The 21,157-nt window shown below is 65.1% G+C and carries 19 protein-coding genes and 1 pseudogene; 13 read left to right on the plus strand and 7 right to left on the minus strand.

The window, feature by feature from the left end:
- Positions 1-168 precede the first annotated feature (168 nt).
- The 3 genes from ACFVJ3_RS41080 (at position 169) to ACFVJ3_RS41090 (ending at position 4,328) form a co-directional block, all read left to right on the plus strand.
- Entirely contained in the window at positions 169-1,224 is a 1,056-nt protein-coding gene (locus ACFVJ3_RS41080) for a hypothetical protein (RefSeq protein ID WP_378457526.1), read from the plus strand.
- A 629-nt stretch (positions 1,225-1,853) separates the two neighbouring features.
- Positions 1,854-3,635, plus strand: a complete 1,782-nt coding sequence (gene ltrA / locus ACFVJ3_RS41085) for a group II intron reverse transcriptase/maturase (RefSeq protein ID WP_378457527.1) — start codon at positions 1,854-1,856, stop codon at positions 3,633-3,635.
- 396 nt (positions 3,636-4,031) lie between these two features.
- Positions 4,032-4,328, plus strand: a complete 297-nt coding sequence (locus ACFVJ3_RS41090) for a hypothetical protein (protein WP_378457528.1) — start codon at positions 4,032-4,034, stop codon at positions 4,326-4,328.
- Positions 4,329-4,619: 291 nt separating this feature from the next.
- Here ACFVJ3_RS41090 and ACFVJ3_RS41095 read toward each other — a convergent pair whose 3' ends face one another.
- From ACFVJ3_RS41095 to ACFVJ3_RS41110, 4 genes are all read right to left on the minus strand, one after another.
- Positions 4,620-6,059, minus strand: coding sequence for an MFS transporter (locus ACFVJ3_RS41095; protein ID WP_378457529.1), 1,440 nt, complete (start codon positions 6,057-6,059; stop codon positions 4,620-4,622).
- Between the two features lie 49 nt (positions 6,060-6,108).
- Entirely contained in the window at positions 6,109-6,912 is an 804-nt protein-coding gene (locus tag ACFVJ3_RS41100; RefSeq protein WP_378457530.1) for an enoyl-CoA hydratase/isomerase family protein, read from the minus strand.
- Positions 6,913-6,941: 29 nt separating this feature from the next.
- A complete protein-coding gene (locus ACFVJ3_RS41105) occupies positions 6,942-8,564 on the minus strand; it encodes an acyl CoA:acetate/3-ketoacid CoA transferase (protein WP_378457531.1) in 1,623 nt (540 codons plus the stop codon).
- An 85-nt stretch (positions 8,565-8,649) separates the two neighbouring features.
- On the minus strand, positions 8,650-9,699 hold the full coding sequence (locus ACFVJ3_RS41110) for a LacI family DNA-binding transcriptional regulator (RefSeq protein WP_378457532.1): 1,050 nt from the start codon (positions 9,697-9,699) through the stop codon (positions 8,650-8,652).
- 596 nt (positions 9,700-10,295) lie between these two features.
- On the opposite strand from ACFVJ3_RS41110, the gene ACFVJ3_RS41115 reads away from it, so the two are divergent.
- From ACFVJ3_RS41115 to ACFVJ3_RS41145, 7 genes are all read left to right on the plus strand, one after another.
- Positions 10,296-10,676: a MaoC/PaaZ C-terminal domain-containing protein gene (locus tag ACFVJ3_RS41115; RefSeq protein WP_378457533.1), complete on the plus strand. Its 381-nt coding sequence runs from the start codon at positions 10,296-10,298 to the stop codon at positions 10,674-10,676.
- Between the two features lie 253 nt (positions 10,677-10,929).
- A complete protein-coding gene (locus ACFVJ3_RS41120; RefSeq protein WP_378457534.1) occupies positions 10,930-11,736 on the plus strand; it encodes an IclR family transcriptional regulator in 807 nt (268 codons plus the stop codon).
- Between the two features lie 106 nt (positions 11,737-11,842).
- Positions 11,843-12,955 (plus strand): substrate-binding domain-containing protein, encoded by a 1,113-nt coding sequence (locus ACFVJ3_RS41125; RefSeq protein WP_378457535.1) that lies wholly within the window; start codon positions 11,843-11,845, stop codon positions 12,953-12,955.
- Between the two features lie 14 nt (positions 12,956-12,969).
- Positions 12,970-14,004: an ABC transporter permease gene (locus tag ACFVJ3_RS41130; RefSeq protein ID WP_378457536.1), complete on the plus strand. Its 1,035-nt coding sequence runs from the start codon at positions 12,970-12,972 to the stop codon at positions 14,002-14,004.
- Complete coding sequence (locus ACFVJ3_RS41135; protein ID WP_378457537.1) at positions 14,001-15,518, plus strand: sugar ABC transporter ATP-binding protein; 1,518 nt, start codon at positions 14,001-14,003, stop codon at positions 15,516-15,518. Before ACFVJ3_RS41130 ends, ACFVJ3_RS41135 begins: the two co-directional genes overlap by 4 nt.
- Complete coding sequence (locus ACFVJ3_RS41140; protein ID WP_378457538.1) at positions 15,515-15,721, plus strand: SDR family NAD(P)-dependent oxidoreductase; 207 nt, start codon at positions 15,515-15,517, stop codon at positions 15,719-15,721. The genes ACFVJ3_RS41135 and ACFVJ3_RS41140 overlap by 4 nt, the downstream gene beginning before the upstream one ends.
- Positions 15,718-16,452 carry a class I SAM-dependent methyltransferase gene (locus ACFVJ3_RS41145; RefSeq protein ID WP_378457539.1) on the plus strand — a complete coding sequence of 245 codons (735 nt, stop codon included), beginning with the start codon at positions 15,718-15,720 and terminating at the stop codon, positions 16,450-16,452. The genes ACFVJ3_RS41140 and ACFVJ3_RS41145 overlap by 4 nt, the downstream gene beginning before the upstream one ends.
- A gap of 208 nt (positions 16,453-16,660) precedes the next feature.
- On the opposite strand, the gene ACFVJ3_RS41150 is transcribed toward ACFVJ3_RS41145, so the two are convergent.
- Positions 16,661-18,004, minus strand: a complete 1,344-nt coding sequence (locus ACFVJ3_RS41150; RefSeq protein ID WP_378457540.1) for an NAD-dependent succinate-semialdehyde dehydrogenase — start codon at positions 18,002-18,004, stop codon at positions 16,661-16,663.
- A gap of 661 nt (positions 18,005-18,665) precedes the next feature.
- Here ACFVJ3_RS41150 and ACFVJ3_RS41155 point away from each other — a divergent pair.
- Complete coding sequence (locus ACFVJ3_RS41155) at positions 18,666-18,827, plus strand: hypothetical protein (protein WP_378457541.1); 162 nt, start codon at positions 18,666-18,668, stop codon at positions 18,825-18,827.
- A gap of 117 nt (positions 18,828-18,944) precedes the next feature.
- Here ACFVJ3_RS41155 and ACFVJ3_RS41160 read toward each other — a convergent pair whose 3' ends face one another.
- Entirely contained in the window at positions 18,945-19,520 is a 576-nt protein-coding gene (locus tag ACFVJ3_RS41160; RefSeq protein ID WP_378457542.1) for a TetR/AcrR family transcriptional regulator, read from the minus strand.
- Between the two features lie 80 nt (positions 19,521-19,600).
- Here ACFVJ3_RS41160 and ACFVJ3_RS41165 point away from each other — a divergent pair, with 80 nt between their 5' ends.
- Together ACFVJ3_RS41165 and ACFVJ3_RS41170 are read left to right on the plus strand one after the other, a co-directional pair.
- Positions 19,601-19,969, plus strand: coding sequence for a DUF4267 domain-containing protein (locus tag ACFVJ3_RS41165; RefSeq protein WP_378457543.1), 369 nt, complete (start codon positions 19,601-19,603; stop codon positions 19,967-19,969).
- 103 nt (positions 19,970-20,072) lie between these two features.
- Positions 20,073-20,502: pseudogene (locus ACFVJ3_RS41170) on the plus strand (cupin domain-containing protein).
- A gap of 54 nt (positions 20,503-20,556) precedes the next feature.
- Here the strand turns inward: ACFVJ3_RS41170 and ACFVJ3_RS41175 are convergent.
- Positions 20,557-20,928, minus strand: a complete 372-nt coding sequence (locus ACFVJ3_RS41175; RefSeq protein ID WP_378457544.1) for a thioesterase family protein — start codon at positions 20,926-20,928, stop codon at positions 20,557-20,559.
- Between the last annotated feature and the right edge of the window lie 229 nt (positions 20,929-21,157).

Genomic DNA, 21,157 nt, shown 5'->3' on the forward strand with positions numbered 1-21,157 from the left:
GTACGAATGGACCGCGACCGCCGAATCCATCCTCGCCAAGGTTGCGCGCGGCCGCGTCGCACTGGAAAAGATCAGCTAAATCAGAGACACACCACCAGTGAGGCTTCGCCTCGGACCGCCGAGGTGGGGGTCTTGTCGAGGCGGTGAGCTGCGGTCACGCTGGTGGTCATGGCTGCACTGACAACGGTGAATGATCTGCTCGACGGGCATGTGATGCTCGACGTTGAGTGTCTGGACCGGATCTACCTGAACGCCTATGTGCCGAATCTGCAGGTCGGTGGGCAGGTGGTGTCGTTCATGACCGCACACCTGGGTTACCCGATCCCGTCGCCGGCGATCCTGGAGAGGATCGGCACGGCATTCCGCCGGGCGGTGCGTCGTTTCGCCGACGACAACCACATCCCGGTGGTGGGGTTCGGCAAGCACGACCGCAAGATCGACGTGATGGGGCCGTACCTGAGCAGGCAGGCGAAGACCGGTCGGCCGGGGGTAGCCGCGATCGGGGTCGCACAGGAGTTCGCCCCGGTGTTCACCGCGACCAAACGCACCGGGCGGACCACGGGGGTGTGGTTCTCCTTCACCAAGACCGACCGGCGAGTGACCTGCTACTACTTCTACCTCTGGGACGACGACTTCGGGCCGGCGTTCGTCAAGGTCTGCGCCTACTTCCCGTATCCGGCCAAGATCTGGGTCAACGGGCACGAGTGGGCCAAACGGCAGGCGGCCAAGGCCGGGATCGGCTTCACCGAACAGTCCAACGGGTTCGCCTCCTGCACCGACCCCACTGCACTACAGGCGATCTGCGACCGTCTCGGGCCCGGCACGATTGGGGTGTTCGCCGAACGGTGGTGGTCGATCCTGCCGCTGCCGCTCACCGGTGCCGACCGTGCGGCGGGCTACTGGTGGCAGCTGTCGATGCGGCAGGTCGAGGTCTCGCGCACGATGGTGTTCGATGCGCCCCGGCATGCTCGCGGATTCTTCGAGGCCCTCGTCGCAGACAATCTCTACATCGGCCGCCCGGAGGTCATCGAGCTTATCTTCAAGCGGGGCCAGCGGCGGGGACGTCCGGCGGCCGGGCAGTTCAAGACCAAGATCGTCACCTACGGCACCGAGGTCAATGTCAACGCCTTCTACCGGCACTCGCGGATCAAGCAGTACCTCAATTGCGACGTGAGGTCGCACGCAAGGAGTGGCTATGCCGATTGGAGGGTCAGCCGATGCTGAAGACGTAGCCCGGGTCAGTGTCTGAGACCTGTCCCCACCGTGACGTGCGTGACCGCTGCCGCCAGCGGCGGTCGGGTGCGAAGCTCACGGGAAAGCCCAAGAGATCCCGCTCCGTCCGGGGTCCACAGGCGAGGGGAAGGCTGGGCATGGGGTGAATGCCAGTGAACCCTCGCTGATGCCTCGTTAATTGCACATCCTGGGGCGGGTTGCGACGCCAGGGTGACAGGGACCGGCCGTTGAAAGGCGGCAGGTGGCGGCCAAGGATTGTGCGCGGCCGCGTGGACACCACCGTCCCCGGGGTACAGGGGGCACCCAATCCCAGCCGTGTCTCATGCGTGTGGAACACGGAAACCCCGTCGGGGTCCGCCACGCCCTCGGGGGTGGCGGTAAGCCGGAGGTAACGAAGGCCCAAGTCCCCGGCGGGTACAGGATGCCCAAAAAGCAAATGCCGGCGGCCGAAAGGCGACAGGAAGGCGAACGAGGTCGATCGGCCCTCCGCCGATCGGTTCGTATAACTGGCCGGATACCGGGCCGTGTGCCCGGGCGCGAAAGCGCGCCCACATGGGCAGGTGAGCCTTTGACGACGATCTGCCGAAACAGCTGAAACCCAAGGACAAGTTAGGCGCCTGATGGTGAACGGACCGAAGGACCTCCCGCCGGAGATGGACCTGGACGCGGTCGATTGGGACCGGGTCGAGTGGTCCACCTGCGAGCGGGAGGTACGGCGACTGCGGCAGCGGATCTTCAAGGCGACGCAGGAGGGCGACTGGCCCAGGGTCAGAAGCCTGCAGAAGCTGATGCTGCGTTCCCGGTCGAACACGCTGGTGAGCGTGCGGCAGGTGACGCAGCGCAATGCTGGGCGCAAGACCGCGGGGATCGACGGGGAGGTTGCGCTGACCTCCGAGGCGCGGGCGGATGCGGCGGTGCGCGTGCACTCGAGCACCCCGACCTGGGAGCCCTCCGCGGTCAAGCGCGTGTACATACCGAAGGCATCAAACCGTGCGAAGCTGAGGCCGCTCGGGATTCCGGTGATAATGGATCGGTGTCACCAATCTCGGGTGCGTAACGCGCTCGAGCCCGAGTGGGAAGCCCGGTTCGAACCACGCTCGTATGGGTTCCGGCCGGGCCGCAGCTGCCAGGACGCGATCGGCGCGATCTACGCAACGTGCAAAGGCCCTCGGGCCAAGCGCGTGTGGGCGCTCGACGCGGACCTGGCCTCGGCGTTCGACACGATCGATCACGACCACCTACTCGACACGATCGGGCAGTTCCCGGCCAGGCAGCTGATCCGGGGATGGTTGAAGGCGGGCGTGTTCGAGCCGGGCAAGGGGTTCGCCCCGACCGAGGAGGGTTCTCCTCAGGGCGGTGTGATCAGTCCGTTGTTGATGAACGTCGCGTTGCACGGGCTGGAGGAGGCCGCCGGGGTGCGGTACGCGCCCGGAACTCGTTCCGGGCACACACGGCCAGGCACCCCGGTCGTGATCAGATACGCCGACGACCTGGTCGCGCTCTGCCACACCCGGCAGCAGGCCGAACAGGTCAAGGCGCGGCTCGCGGAATGGCTGGCGCCCAGGGGCCTGCTCTTCAACGAGGGCAAGACGCAGATCGTGCACCTCGGTGAGGAAGGATTCGACTTCCTGGGGTTCAACGTCCGCCGTTACCACTCCAAGCTGCTGATCAAGCCGAGCAAGGCGGCCATCAGGCGGCTCCGGCAACGGCTCGCGTCCGAAATCCGCGCACTGCGCGGATCGAACGCGGCGGCGGTCATCGCCAAGCTCAATCCGATCATTCGAGGTTGGGCAGCCTATTACCGGGGTGTGGTGTCGTCCAAGGTGTTCCACACACTGGATCACCAGATGTGGAAACTCACCTACAAATGGGCGACATGGCACCACAACAACAAGCCGAAGCAGTGGACCGTCGACCACCACTTCGGCAGGCACAACAGGTTCAGAAACGATCGGTGGGTATTCGGCGACCCCGGAAGTGACGCCTACCTGATCAAATTTTCCTGGACCGACATTGTTCGGCACGTCATGGTCCAGGGCGCGGCCTCACCAGATGACCCCGCCCTGGCCGACTACTGGGCCGAGCGGCGACGAAAGGTCAAGCCCCCGTTGGACAACTACACTCTGCGCCTGCTCGCCAGGCAGGACGCGCGCTGTCCGCTCTGCGGGGACCACCTGCTCACCGCCGAACAGCCGCCACAATCCCCGACCGAATGGGAGCGCTGGTGGCTGCACGTCACCCGTCAGGCAATAGCCGCGGACTACCTCGTCCACCACGGGCGACCGGGCCCACCGCACAATGATCCAACCCGCCTCGTGCACGCCTCCTGCCGACGCGGGCTCCACGCCCGCCGAGGTCGGACACCAGCACAGTCAACCTGCACGCCCTCGCGGCTTGCTTGAGCCGTATGCCGCGATGAGTGGCACGTACGGTTCTGAGGGGGGATCGGCGGGGCAACCCGCCGGTCCTACCCGGCGGACGGGCGGGCGCTGCGAATCGAAACCGTCGTCAACGACCCGGGCGACCTGGGCTGCCTACGTCGGCTTCCCAACCTCGACGAACTGCAGACCCGTGCCCGTGCGGTCAACCGTCGCCTGCTCGATACTGAACGTGTCGGCCAGGGTTGCGCCCTTGCGAGTCCAGCCTTTGAGCGGATCGCACGCCCCACCCTCACCGAGGACGGCAGGAGGGCCCCGGCTCTGCGGTTCGGCGACCCTCGGGTCCAGGCCCTGGCCGGCGCCCTGTGCACCACCACCCTCGCCGTAACCGGCATCACCAACAAGCGCCTGCGAGCCTTGATGACCGGACTGCTCGGCGGTGCGAACTACTCCATGAACCAGGCCAGCTACGACCTGGCCCGCCTCCGGACAAACGGGCTCATCACCCGCATCCCGGGCCGAAACACCTACCGCCTCGACCCAGACGGCCTCCGATTCGCGATCTTCTACACCAAGGTGCACGACCGGGTGCTGCGCCCCCTGCTCGCCGCCGACCAACCGCCGGCTCCATTCGAAATCCGTAAAGCACTGCACACCATAGATATTCACACCGAACCGTGCATCGATAACGCCAGGCTGCTGCCCACAGCAGCTTGAAACTCGAGACAACTCTCGTACACCTAGCGACCAAGGTTCGCTAGCAGGAACCCATGACTACCCGGGACTCCCATTGACTACGGCCGGCCAACTCCTTCAGCCGACCGGCAGCGCGCCCCTACCGAGGGTGCAATGTGCTCCTCCGCTTTGGCGGCCGTATCGTCTGCACCACCAGATGCGGTAGGGGGAACTTGCGCCCGCCGTCGGACCGCCGCCACGCCATCTCCTGGAAGCGCCACTCGCGGGAGACCGGTACCGGCTCACTCTAGATTGTGGCTTGTCTCAGCCGCTTCAGCCGCGTGCAGCAGCGACCGCGTCGCGCGGGTCGTCCAGGTCGCGGTTGATCGGGTCGGGGGTGATGTAGGTGGTGCCGATGGTGATGAGGGTCAGGATGCACAGGTACCCGGCGATGAATACCCACGATCCGAGTCCGGCGCCGGGGACGTCCGGTCCGCCGTCGGAGGCGACGACCGCCGCGATGATCCAGGCGCCGATCAGCGGGGCGATACCGCCGGAGAGGACCGCGGAGATCTCACGGGCCACCGACACGCCGAGGTAGCGCTGGCGGGAGCCGAACAGCTCGCACATGAATGCGCTCTGTGAGCCGAACATTCCCCAGGTTCCGATTCCGAGCGCCAAGGAGATGACGGTGATGGTCAGCACCACGCTGCCCTGGCTCAGCGCCCACCAGATCGGGAACGCGGACACCAGCTGGAAGTAGGCGAAGGCGCGGTAGGTCTTGACCCGGCCAAACCGGTCGGAGAGCTTGCCGGCGATCGGGATCACGATGGAGCCGAGGGAGGCGGCGAAGACCAGGGAGAGGGCACCGATGGGGCCCTTGATGCCGACCGCGGCGCTCGTGACGTAGGCGACCGCGAGGGCCTGGTACATCGAGGACGAGCCGTTCTCGGCCAGGCGCAGGCCGATGCCGCGCAGCAGGGACGGGCGCGAATACTCGAGCAGGTTGTGCAGCGGCCGCTCGTCGATCTGGTCGCGGACCTCGAGCTTCTTGAAGGTCGGTGACTCTTTCAGGTTGACCCGCAGGTACATCGCGACGCCGAGGATGACGACGCTGGCCAGGAACGGCACCCGCCACAGCCAGGTGTCGGTGATCTCGCTGTGGCCGCGGTAGACGAGGAAGTAGACCAGGGCCGCGGTGACGGTGCCGACCTGCACACCGAGGAACGGCAGCGAGGCGTAGAAGCCGCGCTTCTTCGGCGGGGAGTACTCGGTCATCAAGATGGAGGCACCGGCCATCTCCGCGCCGGCGCCGAGGCCCTGGACGATACGCAGCAGGATCAACAGGGCCGGGGCGAGCATGCCGACCCCGCCGGAGTACCAGTCGCCTTCGTTGCCGTGGTAGGTCGGCAGCAGGCCGATGCAGGTGCTGGCCACGCCCATCATGATGATGGTGGCCATCAGCACGAACTTGCGGCCGAGGCGGTCACCGAGCCGGCCGAAGAACACCCCGCCCAGTGGGCGGACGGCGAAACCGATGAAGTACGTGGCGAAACTCAGGACCAGCCCGGTCGAGGCATTGCTGGAGGGAAAGAACAGCGGCCCGAATACCAGCGCGGACGCGAGGCTGTAGAGGGCGAAGTCGTAGTACTCGAGGGCGCTTCCCACGGATGCGCCCCACGCTGCTTTGCGGAGGTCTTTCGTGGTGACCACCGGGATGTCCGTGTGGGCTTCGGGGTCCGCCGTGGACGGTGAGTGTGGATTGAGGGTCATGGTGTGCCAATCCGGTCGAGGATCTGCTGGGGAGCGAGGAGGGGGAGGGCTACGAGTTGGTGAAGGCCGGTGTGGTCTTGTTCTGGAATGCGGTGACGCCGATCGCGAAGTCGTTGGTCGAGGCGGTGAATCCGCTGGCGAGGGCTTCGAGGATGGCCGACGGTGCACCGGCCGCGGCCGCGTCGACGAGTTGTTTGCTGACTTGTACTGCGGCGGGGGCGCCTTCGAGGATACGGTCGACGAGCTCGTCGGTGGCCGCGCCGATGTCGTCGCGGTCGGCGACCGCGGTGAGCAGGCCCCACGCCAGGGCCGTGTCGGTGTCGAGTTGGCGGCGGGTGAAGATGAGCTCCTTGGCCCGGGCGGCGCCGATCACGTTGGTCAGCCGCGCGGTGCCGCCCCAGCCGGGGATGGTGCCGAGACTGGTTTCGGGAAGTCCGAGGCGGGCACCGGTGGCACCGACCCGAAGGTCGCAGGCGAGGGCGAGTTCGAGTCCGCCGCCGACGGCGATCCCGTCGACGACTGCGATCGTCGGCTGATGCAGCTGGGCGAGGAAGTTGAACACCCGGTGGCCCTCGGCGATCCAGCGTTTCCACATCTGGGCCGGGGTGAATTGTGCGAACTGGGTGATGTCGGCGCCGACGCAGAATGCCTTGTCGCCCGCGGTTTTCAGCAAAACTACCTGGGCGTCGGAGTTCTCGATGGCCCGCAGTTCGGTGTAGAGGTCGTCGAGCAGCTCGAGGGTGAGGGCGTTGAGCTTGCGGGGTCGGTCGATCAGGATGGTCGCGACTCGGCCGGCACGGTCCCAGTTCACGTCGATGCGGCCGACGTTCTGGTGGATCTCAGTGGTGTTCATGAATAGTCCCTCTATCGGTCGGTGCGCGGTCAGCTCTGCAGTGCCTGCATGCGCGGGTGCGCGGGCAGCGGGGTGAGGGTCAGGCCCTGGACGTGCGGGGAGAACAACTCCGGCGCCATGGTCTTCATATCCGGGTCGACGAGCAGGTCGAATTCGGACTTGTCGAGGATGTCGCGCTGCAGGTCCACGCCGGGGGCGATCTCGATGACGGTCAGTCCCTCGGGGCGCAGTTCGAGGACTGCGCGTTCGGTGACGTACAGGACCTTCTGGCCGTTGGCGAGTGCTCGCTTGCCGGAGAACGTGGGCGAGTCGACTTCCTTGACGAACTTCGTATGCGGGCCGTCGGCACGGATCTGCAGCGCGCCGCCTTCGATACCGATGTCGCGGCGGCCGGCGGTGAAGGAGCCGACGAACACGATTGACGGTGCGGCGGAGGTGATGTCGGCGAACCCGCCGACACCGGCGGTGACGTGCCGGCGCTTGGGGAGGCTGTGCACGTTGACGTTGCCGTGCTGATCGATTTCGAGGAAGGACAGCAGGGTGTGCTCGAATCCACCACCTTGCAGCAGGGTGAACTGGTCCGAGCTCTGCATGATCGCATCCGGATTCTGGGCGACACCGAAAACGAAGTCCAGCAGCGGAACACCGCCGACCGGGCCCTGCTCGATCACCCAGGACACCGCGTTGGCGAGTCCCTCCTCGACGAGGACGTGGGGAACCAGCGCGGAGACACCGAAACCGACGTTGGCGATCTCGCCGGACTGCAGCTCGGCCGCGGCGCGGCGGGCCATGATCTTCTCGAGGGTGAACGGCACCGGGGCGAGGGTGCTCAGCGGGCGACGCAGCTCACCGGAAATGGCTGGGTCGTACTGGGTTTGGGTGGTCTGCAACTGATCCGGGGCCAGCACGAGGGCGTCGACGAGGATGCCCGGCACCTGCACCGCCTGTGGGCTCAGGCTGCCGCCGTCGGCCAGGTACTTAACCTGGGCGATGACGATGCCGCCGTTGTTGTGGGCCGCGTAGGCCAGGTCGAGGGCCCCGAGCGGGGACGCCTCTTCCTCGAAGGTGAGGTTGCCGTGGGTGTCGGCGGTGGTGGCGCGGATGATCGCCACATTCGGTATTAGGGCGTCGTAGAACAGCCATTCCTGACCGTCGAATTCGTGCACGCGGACGAAGGCGTCCGGGGTGACGGTGTTCATCCGGCCGGCGCTGATCCGTGGGTCGACGAAGGTGTCGAGTCCGACCTTGGTCAGCACGCCGGGTTGTTTCGCGGCGGCCGCGCGGTGCAGCTGATACAGCACACCGGAGGGGAGGTTGTAGGCTTCGATCTCGTTGTTCTCGATCATCTGCCAGATACGGGGCGGCTCCGCTGATGAGGGGCCGGATGGATACGAACCGGCGACCACCCGAGACAGCAGACCAGGCCGGGCGATGTGGTCGATGCCCTTGATGCCCCACATGTCGCCGGCCGCGATCGGGTGCACGCTGGTCAGGTTCTTCGGGGACTGGGTCTCTTCGTAGCGCTGTCCGAGGCCGCCGAGCACCGCGTCCGGGCAGCCCAGGCCCGACGACGAGCTGACGGTGACGATGTCGCCGTCCTGGACGAGGTCGGCGGCGTGGCGGGCGGAGAGTACGCGGGGGGTGTGCATCATCTGGCTCCTAGCTGTGAAAGCGCTTACTTGTCGGTTATGGGTATAGATGTGCGGTGGGGCGGCGTCCGGAGGCGCGGAGGTGTGCCTATTGGCGGCGAGGACGCCAGGCGGCGGTGGACGCGCGCACTCGTAGCGCGGGCTCGACGAGCTGGTGACTGAACGGAGTGGCGGCAGCTGCGGTGTCGCCAGTGGCGACGGACTGGCCGATGCGTTCGAGGATCAATTCGCCGCACTTCTCCCCGATCTTGGTGGGGAAGGTGGCAACGGTGGTCAGTGGCGGTGTGCGGTGTGCGGATCCGGCGATGTCGTCGAAGCCGCCGACGGCGATGTCGCGGCCGGGCTCGAGGCCGCGGCGGGTCAGTTCGGCGTAGACGCCGACGGCGACGATGTCGCTGTAGGCCACGATCGCGTCCGGGATCTCACCGCGGTCGAGCAGTCGGCGGGTGGCGTCGGCGCCACCGTCCGGGGTGGCCTCCCCGTAGAGGCCGTCAGTGGCGTACATGGTCATGTCGGATCCGGCGATGGCGGCGAGGAAGCCCTGCTCACGCTCGCGGCGGGCGGAGGTGTGCTGGGGGCCTCCGACCATGGCCACCGTCCGCGCGCCCATCGAACGCAGGTGGTGGCCGAGCAGGCGTCCGGCTTCGACGTTGTCGGCACCGACGTAGTCGTGGCTGAGGTCGAAGTGTCGGGCCAGCAGTACCAGCGGGATGCCGCTCGACGCGAGCAGGTCGTCGATCTCCGTCGCCTGGGTGTCGCCCGCCGGCAGCAGGATCAACCCGTCGATGCTGCGTTCGACGAGCCGGTCGAGGAGCCGCCGCTGGCGGGCCGGGTCGTCGCGGCTGTAGCCGATGAAGACGGCGTAGTTGGCGCGGTCGGCGACGTCCTCGAGGGTCATGGCGAGTTCGGCGAAGTAGGGGTTCTGCACCTCAGTGACCACCAGGCCGAGGGTCATCGACCGCGGGTTGCGGAGCATGGCGGCGTGTCGGTTATAGACGTATCCGAGGGTCTTCATCGACTCACGCACGCGGCGTGTGGTCTCCGGTGCGACGCTCGGGCTGTCGTTGAGGACGAGGGACGCCGTCGACCGGGACACGCCGGCGTGGCGACTGACGTCGGAGAGGGTGACTCGCCCCATGGCCGCGGTCCTTTCTCTCATCCTGTGTGACCTGCGATACAGACCATACACGACGACCTGGAGCGATCCAAGAGCGTGTTTCACCAGTTCGTAGGATATTTCAGGCGCCGGACCGGCATCTGGCCGGTCATCTGCGGAGATAGGAATGGATCGATCCAGATCCCACTGTCAGGTTTCTGGTTGGTCGGTGTGCCGCAACCCGCCGATGAAGGCGCGGATCCACGGACGTCGGTCTAGGAATGGCCACATACTGGGGTCGACCAACGCGGTAAGCGATTTCTTGAAGTTGCGCCCCGTGCCCTCTACGGTGAGCTGGGGCGCCCGCGAAAAGCGTGGCCCCAGGCCGCGAGATCTTCGTCCACCGCGGGGAGAGATTCGCCCCGCACGGCAGCGCGGCAGCGCGGCGCTCCGCTCAGCGTGGCGAACGTAGTCACCCCCGAAGGATTCATGGGAGCAAATATGCAAACGATGAGAAGTGTTCAGGTCCGCGCCCATTCCGACGTTCTCGTCATCACCAGGGCCGGCTGGGCGTCGTGACTGCAGAGATCGTCACGATTGCGTCATTAAAAGTGGGGGATACTGCGACTCGACGGTTCGTGGTCGATGCGGATGCGGTGGATGCCTACGCCGACCTGTCGGACGACCACAATCCGATCACGATCCACGTCGACGCAAAGTATGCGGCGTCGACGCCGTTCGGAAGACGGGTTGCGCACGGGATGCTGGTGGCCGGCTATGTCCAGTCGGCACTGACCGCCCTCGTCGCTCCCGGCGGGGTCTCGAAGAGCTACACCTTCGAACTCCATGCGCCGACATTCGTGGGCTCGGTCGTCGATGCCGCGGTCACCTGCGTGGAGGTCGATCCGCATACCGGCCGTGCCTATTTCGACCTGGCGATCACGGATGTCGGCACCGGCAAGGCCGTGATCTCCGGGCGGGCCGTCGTGGCGTTCAAGAAGGCGGCGTCCACCGGCTGACGGTTTCGCGGTTTCGGCCGCACTTCTCGCTGACGAGCCCGAGCGGATATGCCCGCTGGGGCTCGTCAGCGTCCTTTGTCTACCGCGGTGGCCACTTGTGATTTTGAAATAGATTGCAGCCGAGTCTATCCCGGAGTGTCTGGTCAACCACGTCCTGATTGCGTAAGGCGGCAACTTCGGCGCACTCCCTTGACCGCCATAGTGATGTGGATTACATTAAGCGCAATCCACACTATGGATAGAGGTCCACAATATGGAAACGCCCGGAGCGCAGAGCGCGTACCGCCTTCTCGACGTCCTGACCCGAGTGTCCCTCCACCCGGAGGGGATTACCGCTAGTGACATCGCGAAGGCAACAGACCTGACCGTCCCCACGGCGCACCGACTGCTGCGCGTCCTACGTGACCGCGGCTTCGCAGTGCAGGACGCGGCGTCGGGAAAATACTCTCCCGGACCGCAGATTCAGGTACTTGCGGGCGAGAGCGTCGATCGCTACGCGCTCGAGGATCTGGGCCGGCCGCTGCTGGCAGAACTGCGCGACGTCACCACCGAGACGGTATTCATGTCGGTGCGTCGCGGCCTACGGTTGACCTACCTGGTCTGCATGGCCTCGTCACATTCCGTCCAGATGTATGGCGAACCGGGACAACTTATTCCGCTGCACGCCACTAGTCAGGGCAAGGTGATTCTCGCGTTTCTCCCGTCCGGGGTCGGCGATCGGATCATCGACCAACTGGACCTGACGCGATACACCGACTCGACCATCACCGACGCCGCCGAGCTGCATCGAGTGATGGACGACGTCCGCCGCGACGGATACGCCCTCAGCCTCGAAGAACGTGAGCTCGGAGTGCGCTCCATCGCCGCACCCGTCTTCGACGCCACCGGCGCCGTGGTCGCAGCGATCTGCGTGGGTGGCCCGATCTTCCGTGTCACCGAATCCGACCTTCGCTCACGATTCGCCGATCTCGTGCTGGACACCGCCGCGAAACTCACCACCGAACTCTCTCGAATCAGACGGCCATCCATCGGCGCCGACACACTCCTCCCCATCGACTAGCACCGAGTAGCTCTACCGCACAACATATTTGCCACTCCCACCGCTGCAACCACAGCGGTCGGACTAACACGCCTCGAGTAGGCCCCTCCGCCAGAAGGAACCCCCCATGAAGAAAACCCGTGCTCTGATTCCCGCACTTGCCTGCGCGGCGACTCTGGTTGCTGGAACGGCGTGCAGCGCGAATGTCAACAACAACGCCACTACCGCCGACACCCAGGCCGCCGACGTGGTGGTCGACGACGGCGGATGCGCCAAGAACCACGATCAGATCGCCGAGATCCAAAAGAAGCTCGCAGGCAACATCTACGGAATCGCCGCCGCGAACTCGGACAAGGAAACCAACACCAACCCCGAACCACTCGGCGCCGACGACCCGATCAAGATCACGTTTTCGATCGAAGGACTCAGCCACCCGTTCCTCGTCAAGCAGAAGCAGCTCGCCGAAGAAGCCGCCCGCAAGCTCGGTGTCGACATCAACGTCATCAGCGCCAATGACGACGTCAACCAGCAGTTCAACGACATCCAGACCGCCGTCGCACAGGGCACGGATGCGCTGATGATGATGCCCGCAAACACCGAAGGACTCAGCGCCGTCCTGTCGCAGGCCTCCACGGCCGGGGTGCCGTACTTCTTCACCCAGAAAGGCATGCTGGGAGTGAAGCCGGCCTCGCAAGTCCTGGCGCCCTACGCCACCGAAGGCCAGCAACTCGGCGAATGGGTCGTCGACCACTACGCCGGACAACAGGACATCAAGGTCGCCGTGATTTCCGGCATTCCCGGAGACGCATCGAGCGATGCGCGGGTCGGTGCGTTCATGCTTCCCCTGCTGCGGGCCTGCATGTTCGACATCGTTGCCGAGCAGCCCGGCAACTACCGTCGCGCCGATTCGGAGAAGGCCGCCCAGAACATGCTCGCCGCGAACCCGGATGTCAACCTGGTGTTCGGCGCCAACGACGAGGCGGCACTCGGCGCAGTCGCCGCATTGCAGTCCAGCGGACGGACCGGAGTCGACGTCGTCGGCGCCGACGGCGAGACCGACATGTTCACCGCAATCGAGAGCGGACAGACGCTCGCCACCGTCATCCACAAGCCCACGGCCGGGATCCTGGTCGAGGAGGTCGTCAAGTACCTTCGCGGCGAGGAGGTTCCGCAGTTCAAGGTCTTGGACGAGGAGCTGGTGACCAGGGACGGCACCGCAACCACGCAACCCGCATTCTGAGCTCGGGAGCACTCATGACAACCACCACCCCGGTACCCGGCGCGTCGAAGCCGTCGACGGCTTCAACAGACACCGCACGGACACGCCTCCTCGACGGTCACGCCGTCAAGCAACTCGCCCAGCTCGGCCCCGTGGTCGCATTGGTCCTGCTCGTTGCGTTCTTCTCGGTCCAGGCCCCGAACTTCATTACGGCCAACAACCTCACCAATGTGCTCCAGCAGGTTTCGATAACCGCGATCGCGGCCGTCGGTGCCACCGTCGTGATTCTCGTTGCCGGGATAGACCTGTCGGTCGGATCGATCGTCGCCCTGACGGGCAGCGTCGCGGCGCTGTATCTCCAGCATGCAACACTGTCGACCGGAATGTCGGCCGTCGCGGCCATCGCCATCACGCTCGTTGCTGCTATCGGCTGCGGACTGCTCAACGGTGTGCTCGTCACGGTTGCGAAAGTGCCGGCCTTCATCGCTACGCTTGCCACCCTGACGGCTCTACGCGGTATCGCCCTGCTGATCACCGACAGCTACCCGATCTCGATCAACAACTCCGCCTTTACCCAAATCGGCATCGGCAAGGTCGGTCCGATTCCCGTGCCGGTGCTCATCATGGGCGTCACCTTCGCTGTCGGATACGTGGTCCTGCACCGGCTGAAGATCGGCCGGCGCATCTACGCCGTTGGTGGCAACAAGGAAGCCGCACGCCTGTCCGGTATCCGAGTGTCACGAGTTCTGTTGTTCGCTTTCGTGTTCGCCGGATTCTGCGCCGGGGTGGCATCGCTGATCCTCGCCGCCAAGCTTTCCTCCGGGCAACCGGCCGGAAGCATCGGCTTCGAACTCGATGTCATCGCCGCAGTCGTCGTCGGCGGAACCAGCCTCTTCGGGGGGCGGGGCAGACTGGCCGGCACGTTCCTCGGCGCACTGGTCATCGCAGTCCTCGGAAACGGGTTGACCCTGATGAATGTGCCGTTCTACTGGCAGCAGATCGTCACCGGCGCCGTCGTTGTCGCCGCAGTGGTGCTCGACCGGGTCACCCGTGGGGAGCCGGGCGAATGACCGTCGACACCGCCGTCCGAACCGGATTGCTCGAAGCCCGCGGAATCTCGAAGCGTTACGCCGGCGTTGCTGCTCTCGAGGGCGTATCGATCACCCTCGAGCCCGGCATGATCCATGCCTTGATCGGCGAGAACGGTGCAGGAAAGTCGACGCTGTCGAAGATCCTGTCAGGCTTCGCGGCCCCGGACGAGGGCGAGATCCTCTTCGGCGGCGACCCGGTGTCGATCAAGAGCCCGGCGCAGGCCGCCGAGCATGGAATCGCTATCGTGCACCAAGAACTGTCGGTGATCGGTTCGGTGTCGGTGGTCGAGAACGTCCTGGTCGGCGCCGAACCGTCGCGTTGGGGCTTCGTGGATCGAAAAGCCCTGTCAGCCGAGGCATCACGCTATCTCGGCCGAGTCGGATTGACGGTCGATCCCCGGCAGGCCGCCGGCCGATTGTCGATCGCCGAACAGCAGTTGGTCGAAATTGCCCGCACCCTCGCGCTCGACGCCCGGGTCATCTTCTTCGACGAACCGACCTCGTCCCTTCCCCACGACGACTCTCGACGGCTCCTCGGGCTGCTCCGTGAACTGCGCGATGCCGGCACCGCGGTGGTCCTGATCAGCCACGATCTACCGGAAGTACTCGAATACTCCGATACCATCACCGTGTTGCGCGACGGTCGCCACATCATTACCGCTCCGACCGCCGAGTTCACCGAAGACTCGTTGATCAAGCACATGATCGGCCGCGATCTCGGCGCGCTCTATCACGGGCACACCAGCGCACCGGCGTCGTCCGTCGATCCGATCCTGACCGTTACCGAGATCCAAGCACCTGGGGTGCGAGGGGCAACCCTGCACGTCGCGCCGGGTGAGATTCTCGGTATCGGTGGGCTGGTGGGTAGTGGACGCACCGAGGTGCTACAAGCGATCTTCGGAGCAACGCGGATCACTGCGGGCATGATGATGCTCGACGGCACCGAGTACACCGCCTCGCATCCGCACGAAGCGATCGAGTGTGGGATCGGCCTCGTCCCCGAAGACCGCAAGGACCAGGGACTTCATCTCGGACTGTCGATCAGCTCCAACATCGAGTTGGCCAGTCTCGCGCAGATGAGTAGCGGACCGTGGTTGCGGCGCAGACGCGGGACCAAGATCGTCGACAAGTTCTTCGGCGAACTCCGCATCAAGGCGGCGAGCGCCGCGCTGCCGGTCGGTGCCCTGTCCGGCGGCAACCAGCAGAAGGTGGCGCTCGCCAAGGTGCTGGCCACCAACCCACGTGTCCTGCTGCTCGACGAACCGACCCGTGGCATCGATGTCGGTGCGAAAGCCGAAGTGCACAGACTCATTCGCGAACTGGCAGACAACGGCATCGCGATCATCATGGTGTCTTCCGTGCTACCCGAACTTCTCGGCGCCTCGGATCGAATCGTAGTCATGCGCGGCAGACGAACAGTAGGCGAGCTCTCTCGGGCGGATGCCACCGAGGAATCGGTGATGCGAATGGCATTTCAAGGTGCGATCACATGAGCGCACCGGTGGCCGTCGTGACCGGCGCGGATGGCGGGTTGGGCGGTGCCGTGACACGCCGCCTGCGGAAGGACGGATTCCGTCTCGTACTCGGACATCGACCGGGGACCGAACCCCTGCCACTCGAGTCTCCCGACGCAGCGGTGACGGTATCCACCGATGTGACGAAGCAGCGTGACATCGAAGCGCTGATGCCTCGGTGAAAGGGCGTGTGCGCACGTATGTGTTGCACCAGCAGCTGCTGGAGAATTTGCCGCCGCCTCCGGCACCTGTGCTCGACGTCGGCGGCGGTGCGGGTCATCAATCGTTTCCGCTCGCCCTGGCCGGTTACGACGTGACATTGCTCGACCCGTCGTCGGCGATGCTGGACAAAGCCCACCAGCGACTCCAGCGGCTGCCTGGTGAGGCCCAGCGGCGGGTGACGCTCGTGGAGGCCGACGGCGAGAACGCCGACGAGGCGGTGAAGGGGCAACGCTTCGCCGCCGTGTTGTGTCATGGCGTGCTCGGGTACCTGGAGCAGCCGGAGCCGTTGGTCGACCAGCTGTGCCGATGCGCTGCTGCCGGTGGCGTCGTCTCGATCATGACGGGCAACGCCAAGGCGATGGCGGTGCGCCCGGCCCTGGAACAGCGGTGGGACGACGCTCTGGCATCGTTCGACGCCCGGGGCGAGATCGGGGTGCTGGGAGTGCCGACTCGCGCCGACACGGTGGAGGAACTCAGCGAACTCGTGCAGAGCCGCGGCGTGGAGCCAGTGCGCTGGTATGGAGTGTGGCTGTTCGTCGACTGGCTCGATTTCAGTGGAGCCCACTTGGACCCGGACGATTCGAAGCAGGTGGAAGCGGCGGCCGCGGTCGAACTCGAAGCCGGCCGACGAGATCCCTACCGCCAACTCAGTCGCGTCTTTCATCTGGTGGGTCGCAAAGGTCGACCATGACCCGACGCCGTGGCCGCCCCGGCAGCGATCGACCTCATGGCGTCGGCTGCCCCGGATCATTCGGCGATGAAGTGCGTCATCGTCTTGGTGACCCTCTTCAAGGAATCGACGCCGCTCCTCTCTTGCTTTCCCGCATGTGCCGTGACGCACCCCTGGACGCCGATATCGAACTGCATGCCGAGTGTGCGTCGATACTGGAATCGATGATTCAGCTGATGCGGATGAGTTTCTTGTTCACGAATTCATCGATCCCGTACTTGCCGAGTTCGCGACCGAAACCGGAGCGCTTGACGCCGCCGAACGGCAGCTCAACTCCTTCGGCACCAACGGCATTGACGAACACCATGCCCGCCTCCAGTGAGTCGGCGACACGGTGGGCCTGATCGGGGTCGGTAGTGAACACATACGAGCCGAGACCGAACGGGGTGTCGTTGGCTAGCTCGACGGCCTCTTCCTCTGAACGCACCTTGTAGACAGTCGCAACCGGCCCGAACAGTTCCTCCCGGTAGGTACGTGAGTCCCGTGACACATTCGTCAGCACGGCGGGTGGGAAGAAGGCACCCTGCCGTTCCCCTTCCGACACCAGTGTGGCGCCCTCGGCGATCGCCTGCTGTACCTGCTCGGACAGCCGGTCGGCGGCGGCGACCGACGACAGCGGCGCGAGTCCTTGTGCCGTGGCGAGCACCTCGGTGGTGAATCTGCCGACGAAGTCGTCGTAGAGGTCGTCGGCGATGATGAATCGCTTCGCGGCGTTGCAGGCTTGTCCGGTGTTCTCGAAACGACCTTCCACTGCCGCTTTTACGGTGGCGTCGAGGTCATCGGAACTGAGCACGATGAACGGATCAGAACCGCCGAGTTCCAGTACCACCTTCTTGAGGTTGCGGCCGGCGATCTCGGCGACGGCTGCACCGGCACGCTCGGATCCGGTCAATGACACGCCCTGGACCCGCGGGTCGGCGATCGCGTCGGCGATTTGCTCGTTGGTGGCGTAGACGTTGACGTAGGCGCCCTCCGGATATCCGGCGTCGGTGAAGATTTGGTTTAGTGCCGCCGCCGATTCCGGACACTGCGGTGCGTGTTTGAGCACGATGGTGTTGCCCAGTGCCAGATTCGGACCCGCGAACCGGGCGACCTGGTAGTAGGGGTAGTTCCACGGCATGATCCCGATCAGCACGCCGATCGAGTTTCGGCGGATCAGCGCGGTACCCTCACCCTCGACCAGGTCGATCGGCTCGTCGGCCAGGAACTTCTCGGCGTTGTCGGCGTAGTACTGGTAGATCGCGGCGCTGAAGTCGACTTCCCCCAACGACTGGTCCAGCGGCTTACCCATCTCCCGCTGGATGATCTTGGCCAGTTCGTCGCGGCGTTCGGTGTGTAACGCGGCGACCTTCCTGAGCAGTCCGGCGCGCTCGACCACCGTGGAGGGCCGCGACCACTCACGGTGCGCCTTCTCCGCCGCGGACAACGCCGCCTGCATCTGCTCGTCGGTCGCGGTCGGATATTCGCGCACCGTCTTTCCGGTGGCGGGGTCCACAACTGCGTACAGGCTCATGTTCACGTCTCCTCGGAAGGGTGGGGCATTCCAGTATCGCTCGCGAAGTGCGCCGGGGGTGGTTTCTCACGAGTAGATCGCCCGGTTATGTCGCGTCGACGTCGCGACCGATGGAGATGCGCCGGCCCTCGGCATGGTGGGGGAGTCGATCCACGTGTCCGCTTCGGTGGCGGACGAAGCGTCATGGCTGTCGACCGTGTCCTGAGCCTTCCGTCGGCCTCACAGGCGCCCGAGTCGCGAGGTGGGGATGGCCTGCCTCTGCAGGTCGCTTATTCGCTGGGGCCACGTAGTGAGATCGTTCACTGTTGAGCAGGCAGATGGTGTGGGGGTATAGGCTTAGTACATCGGAATGGTTGTCGCGTCGAGCGTGTCGGCTCAGGCGTTCCCGATTCGAAAGTATGCCGGCCGGTTCGCGGTCGATGCAAGGAGCGTCCATTTGATGCCAATGGCTACAGGCACGCACGACCAGGCGCCACGCAGATCCGCACCGCGCGAACATCTCCCAGGGTGGGCACGCCGTCTTCTCGGATCCGACGCTGACACCTTCATGCCGATCGCGCCTACGGCACCATGCGGACCGCGACACATTTCGACACCGATTTCCTCGGTCGCCATCGCCCCACCCGACCGCACCCAAATACATCTGAATCAAGGAACAAATATGGCCATCGATCACGACAAGTCCGAACTCCCACTCTTTTCTGCGCAGCGAACGCTGACCCACAGCACCCCGCATCAGCCCGTCTCCGAGGCGCCGCGTACCGGTGATTCACCCACGCCGACATCCGGCGAGATCCACCGGTCACTCTTCAGCGACGGGTAGGTAGACGCTGCAACCTCGAAATCGGGACGCGAACGGGGTAACTCCGCCGCGAGTACTGCGTCAATCGGGCGTGCTGGTGGCCGAGAGTGGAGGACGCGTGGGGTGTTGTGCCGGTGTCTATTTCGCTGAACCGAACAGCTCTGCGAGTGTGTCGACGCGTGCCCGCCGGTTGTCGGGGGCGAGTCGTTGCCCGTGGGTGAGGACGGACATGCCGTGTAATGCGCTCCAGAAGAGCTCTGCTTTGGTCTCCGCGTTCCGGGTTTGGTCCCCACCGACGGCCGACACGAGGACGGTGAATGCGTCACGAAGTTCCGGCGGTGTGGATTCGTGGGCGAAGCGCACTCCCAGTTGCATCGAGAACATCGCTTCGTAGGTGGCGGGGTTCTCGGTCGCGAAGTCGAGGTAGGCGCTGATGAACTTCGTCAGACGATCGGCGTCGCCGGCCTCGTCCAGCACCTGCCGCATTATGTGTGTGAAGTCTCGGAAGCCGAGGAGCGCGACCGCGCTGACGATGCCGTCCCTGCCGTCCGGAAAGTGGCTGTAGAGCACGGGAGGGCTGTATTCGATCTCGTTGGCGAGACGGCGAGTCGTTACGGCCGGCCAGCCGTCGTTTTCGGCGATGGCGCGGGCGCAGTCGACGATCCTGCGCTCGCGATCTTGCTTTTCCCTTGCTTTGCGTTCTCGAACTCCCACGACCAAAGTCTATCACTGGTAGAGTTCCGTCCATCATTAATCTATCGGTGATAGAGATACTTCAGACGGAAGGAACGGCAATGCTCGCCTGGATCGGACTCGTCATCAGCTGGATAGGGGCCCTCGGAATCATGGGGATCGGTGCGGCCTACCTTGCAAAGAACGAGAAGAATGCCGCGGGATTCGGGCTTCCCACCAACCCCGCAGCCGACGCCCGCGGCTGGTGGCAAGTGAAGGGGATCCGCGACGTCACCAGTGGTCTTCTGGTGATCGTCTTCACCTTCGCGGCCCGCGACCAACTCGCCTTGCTGGTGCTTCTACTTGCCGTGACTCCGCTCGGCGATATGTGGATCGTGCTGTCGAACGGTGGTGACCGGAAAGCCGCGTTCGCGATCCACGGTGCTACGGCAGTGGCTCTGATCGTGGCCGCTGTACTGCTGGCCGTCTGACCGAAAACGAAACCAGGAGAATGCGATGACCGACAACTGCACCGAACGAGCAGTATCCGTGTCCACTGAGCGTTGCGAGGTGGTCGGGAACGACTCGGCTTCGATGTGTTTGCTCTTCGATTCCTCGGCTACGGGCGGTTCACTCAGCTCACTGAAGGTCCGACTCCGAGCCGGAGCCGATGGCGCAGTCCCACACTTCCACAAGCGATCGTCGGGGTTGCTCTACGTCATCGACGGTGAACTACAAGTGATGGCCGGTGACCGAATCATGACCGTCGAGGCCGGGGGGATCCCTGGTGGTGCCCGAACTGATGCCACACGCATTCGGCGCGTTACCGGATTCCGCGGCTAGGGTGCCGATCGTGCTCACTCCCGGAATCGAACGGTTCGAGTACTTCCGATTGCTCGGCAGGATCCAGGCCGGGGACGCCACGCTCGACGAACTTGCGGCAGCGCAGAACGAGTTCGACAACCACTTCGTCGATGCGCCGTGGTGGTGGCGGGAACGCAACGGTGCCCGCCGTCAGGGCTAGGGGATCGGGCTGGTCGTGACGTGGCGATCAGTGGTGAGTGCGCGACAAGCTCGATCAGCGATCAGGCTTCCCGGGTGACGCCGCCTCGAGGAACCGGTCCCGGTCGACGATCGCCCGGTCGATCTCGCCCGACGCGACAACTTTCCCCGAGCTATCGGTCGCCCGCACGGTGAAGGTAAGGCGGTGGCCCACAGCGGCGGCTGGTGGCTCGGCGGCGATCTCGACGCTGGCACCAACCGGTGTCGGGCCGCGGTGCTCGATTCGGACAGCGGTCCCGACTGTCGTCTGGCCCGCACTGATGAACGATGCAGCGCAAGCGACGGTGGCCGCCTCCATCCATGCAATCAGCCGGGGGGTCGACAGCACCGGAACGTCACCGCTGCCCAATGCGGTCGCGGTATCGGACTCAACTACCTCGTAGCGCACGCCAATACAGTACGCCAGGCGCGGCCGACCACCTGGCGAACACTTCCGCCCCCGGCTTTCACGGTGGCCGCAGCATCGCAAAGACGTGTGCGCCCGGACATTCCGTGGCGATATCTTCGATTCCGGATTGCCGATCGTCGCGATGGTGCGTCTGAGACACTGGCTGCTGAGGCGAGAGCGAGCGCACTGGCTGCGCAGCGGCCCAGGCGCCACTATCGTCACGACACGG

This window comes from Rhodococcus sp. NPDC127593 (assembly GCF_042671975.1).
Taxonomy (GTDB): Bacteria; Actinomycetota; Actinomycetes; order Mycobacteriales; family Mycobacteriaceae; genus Rhodococcus_F.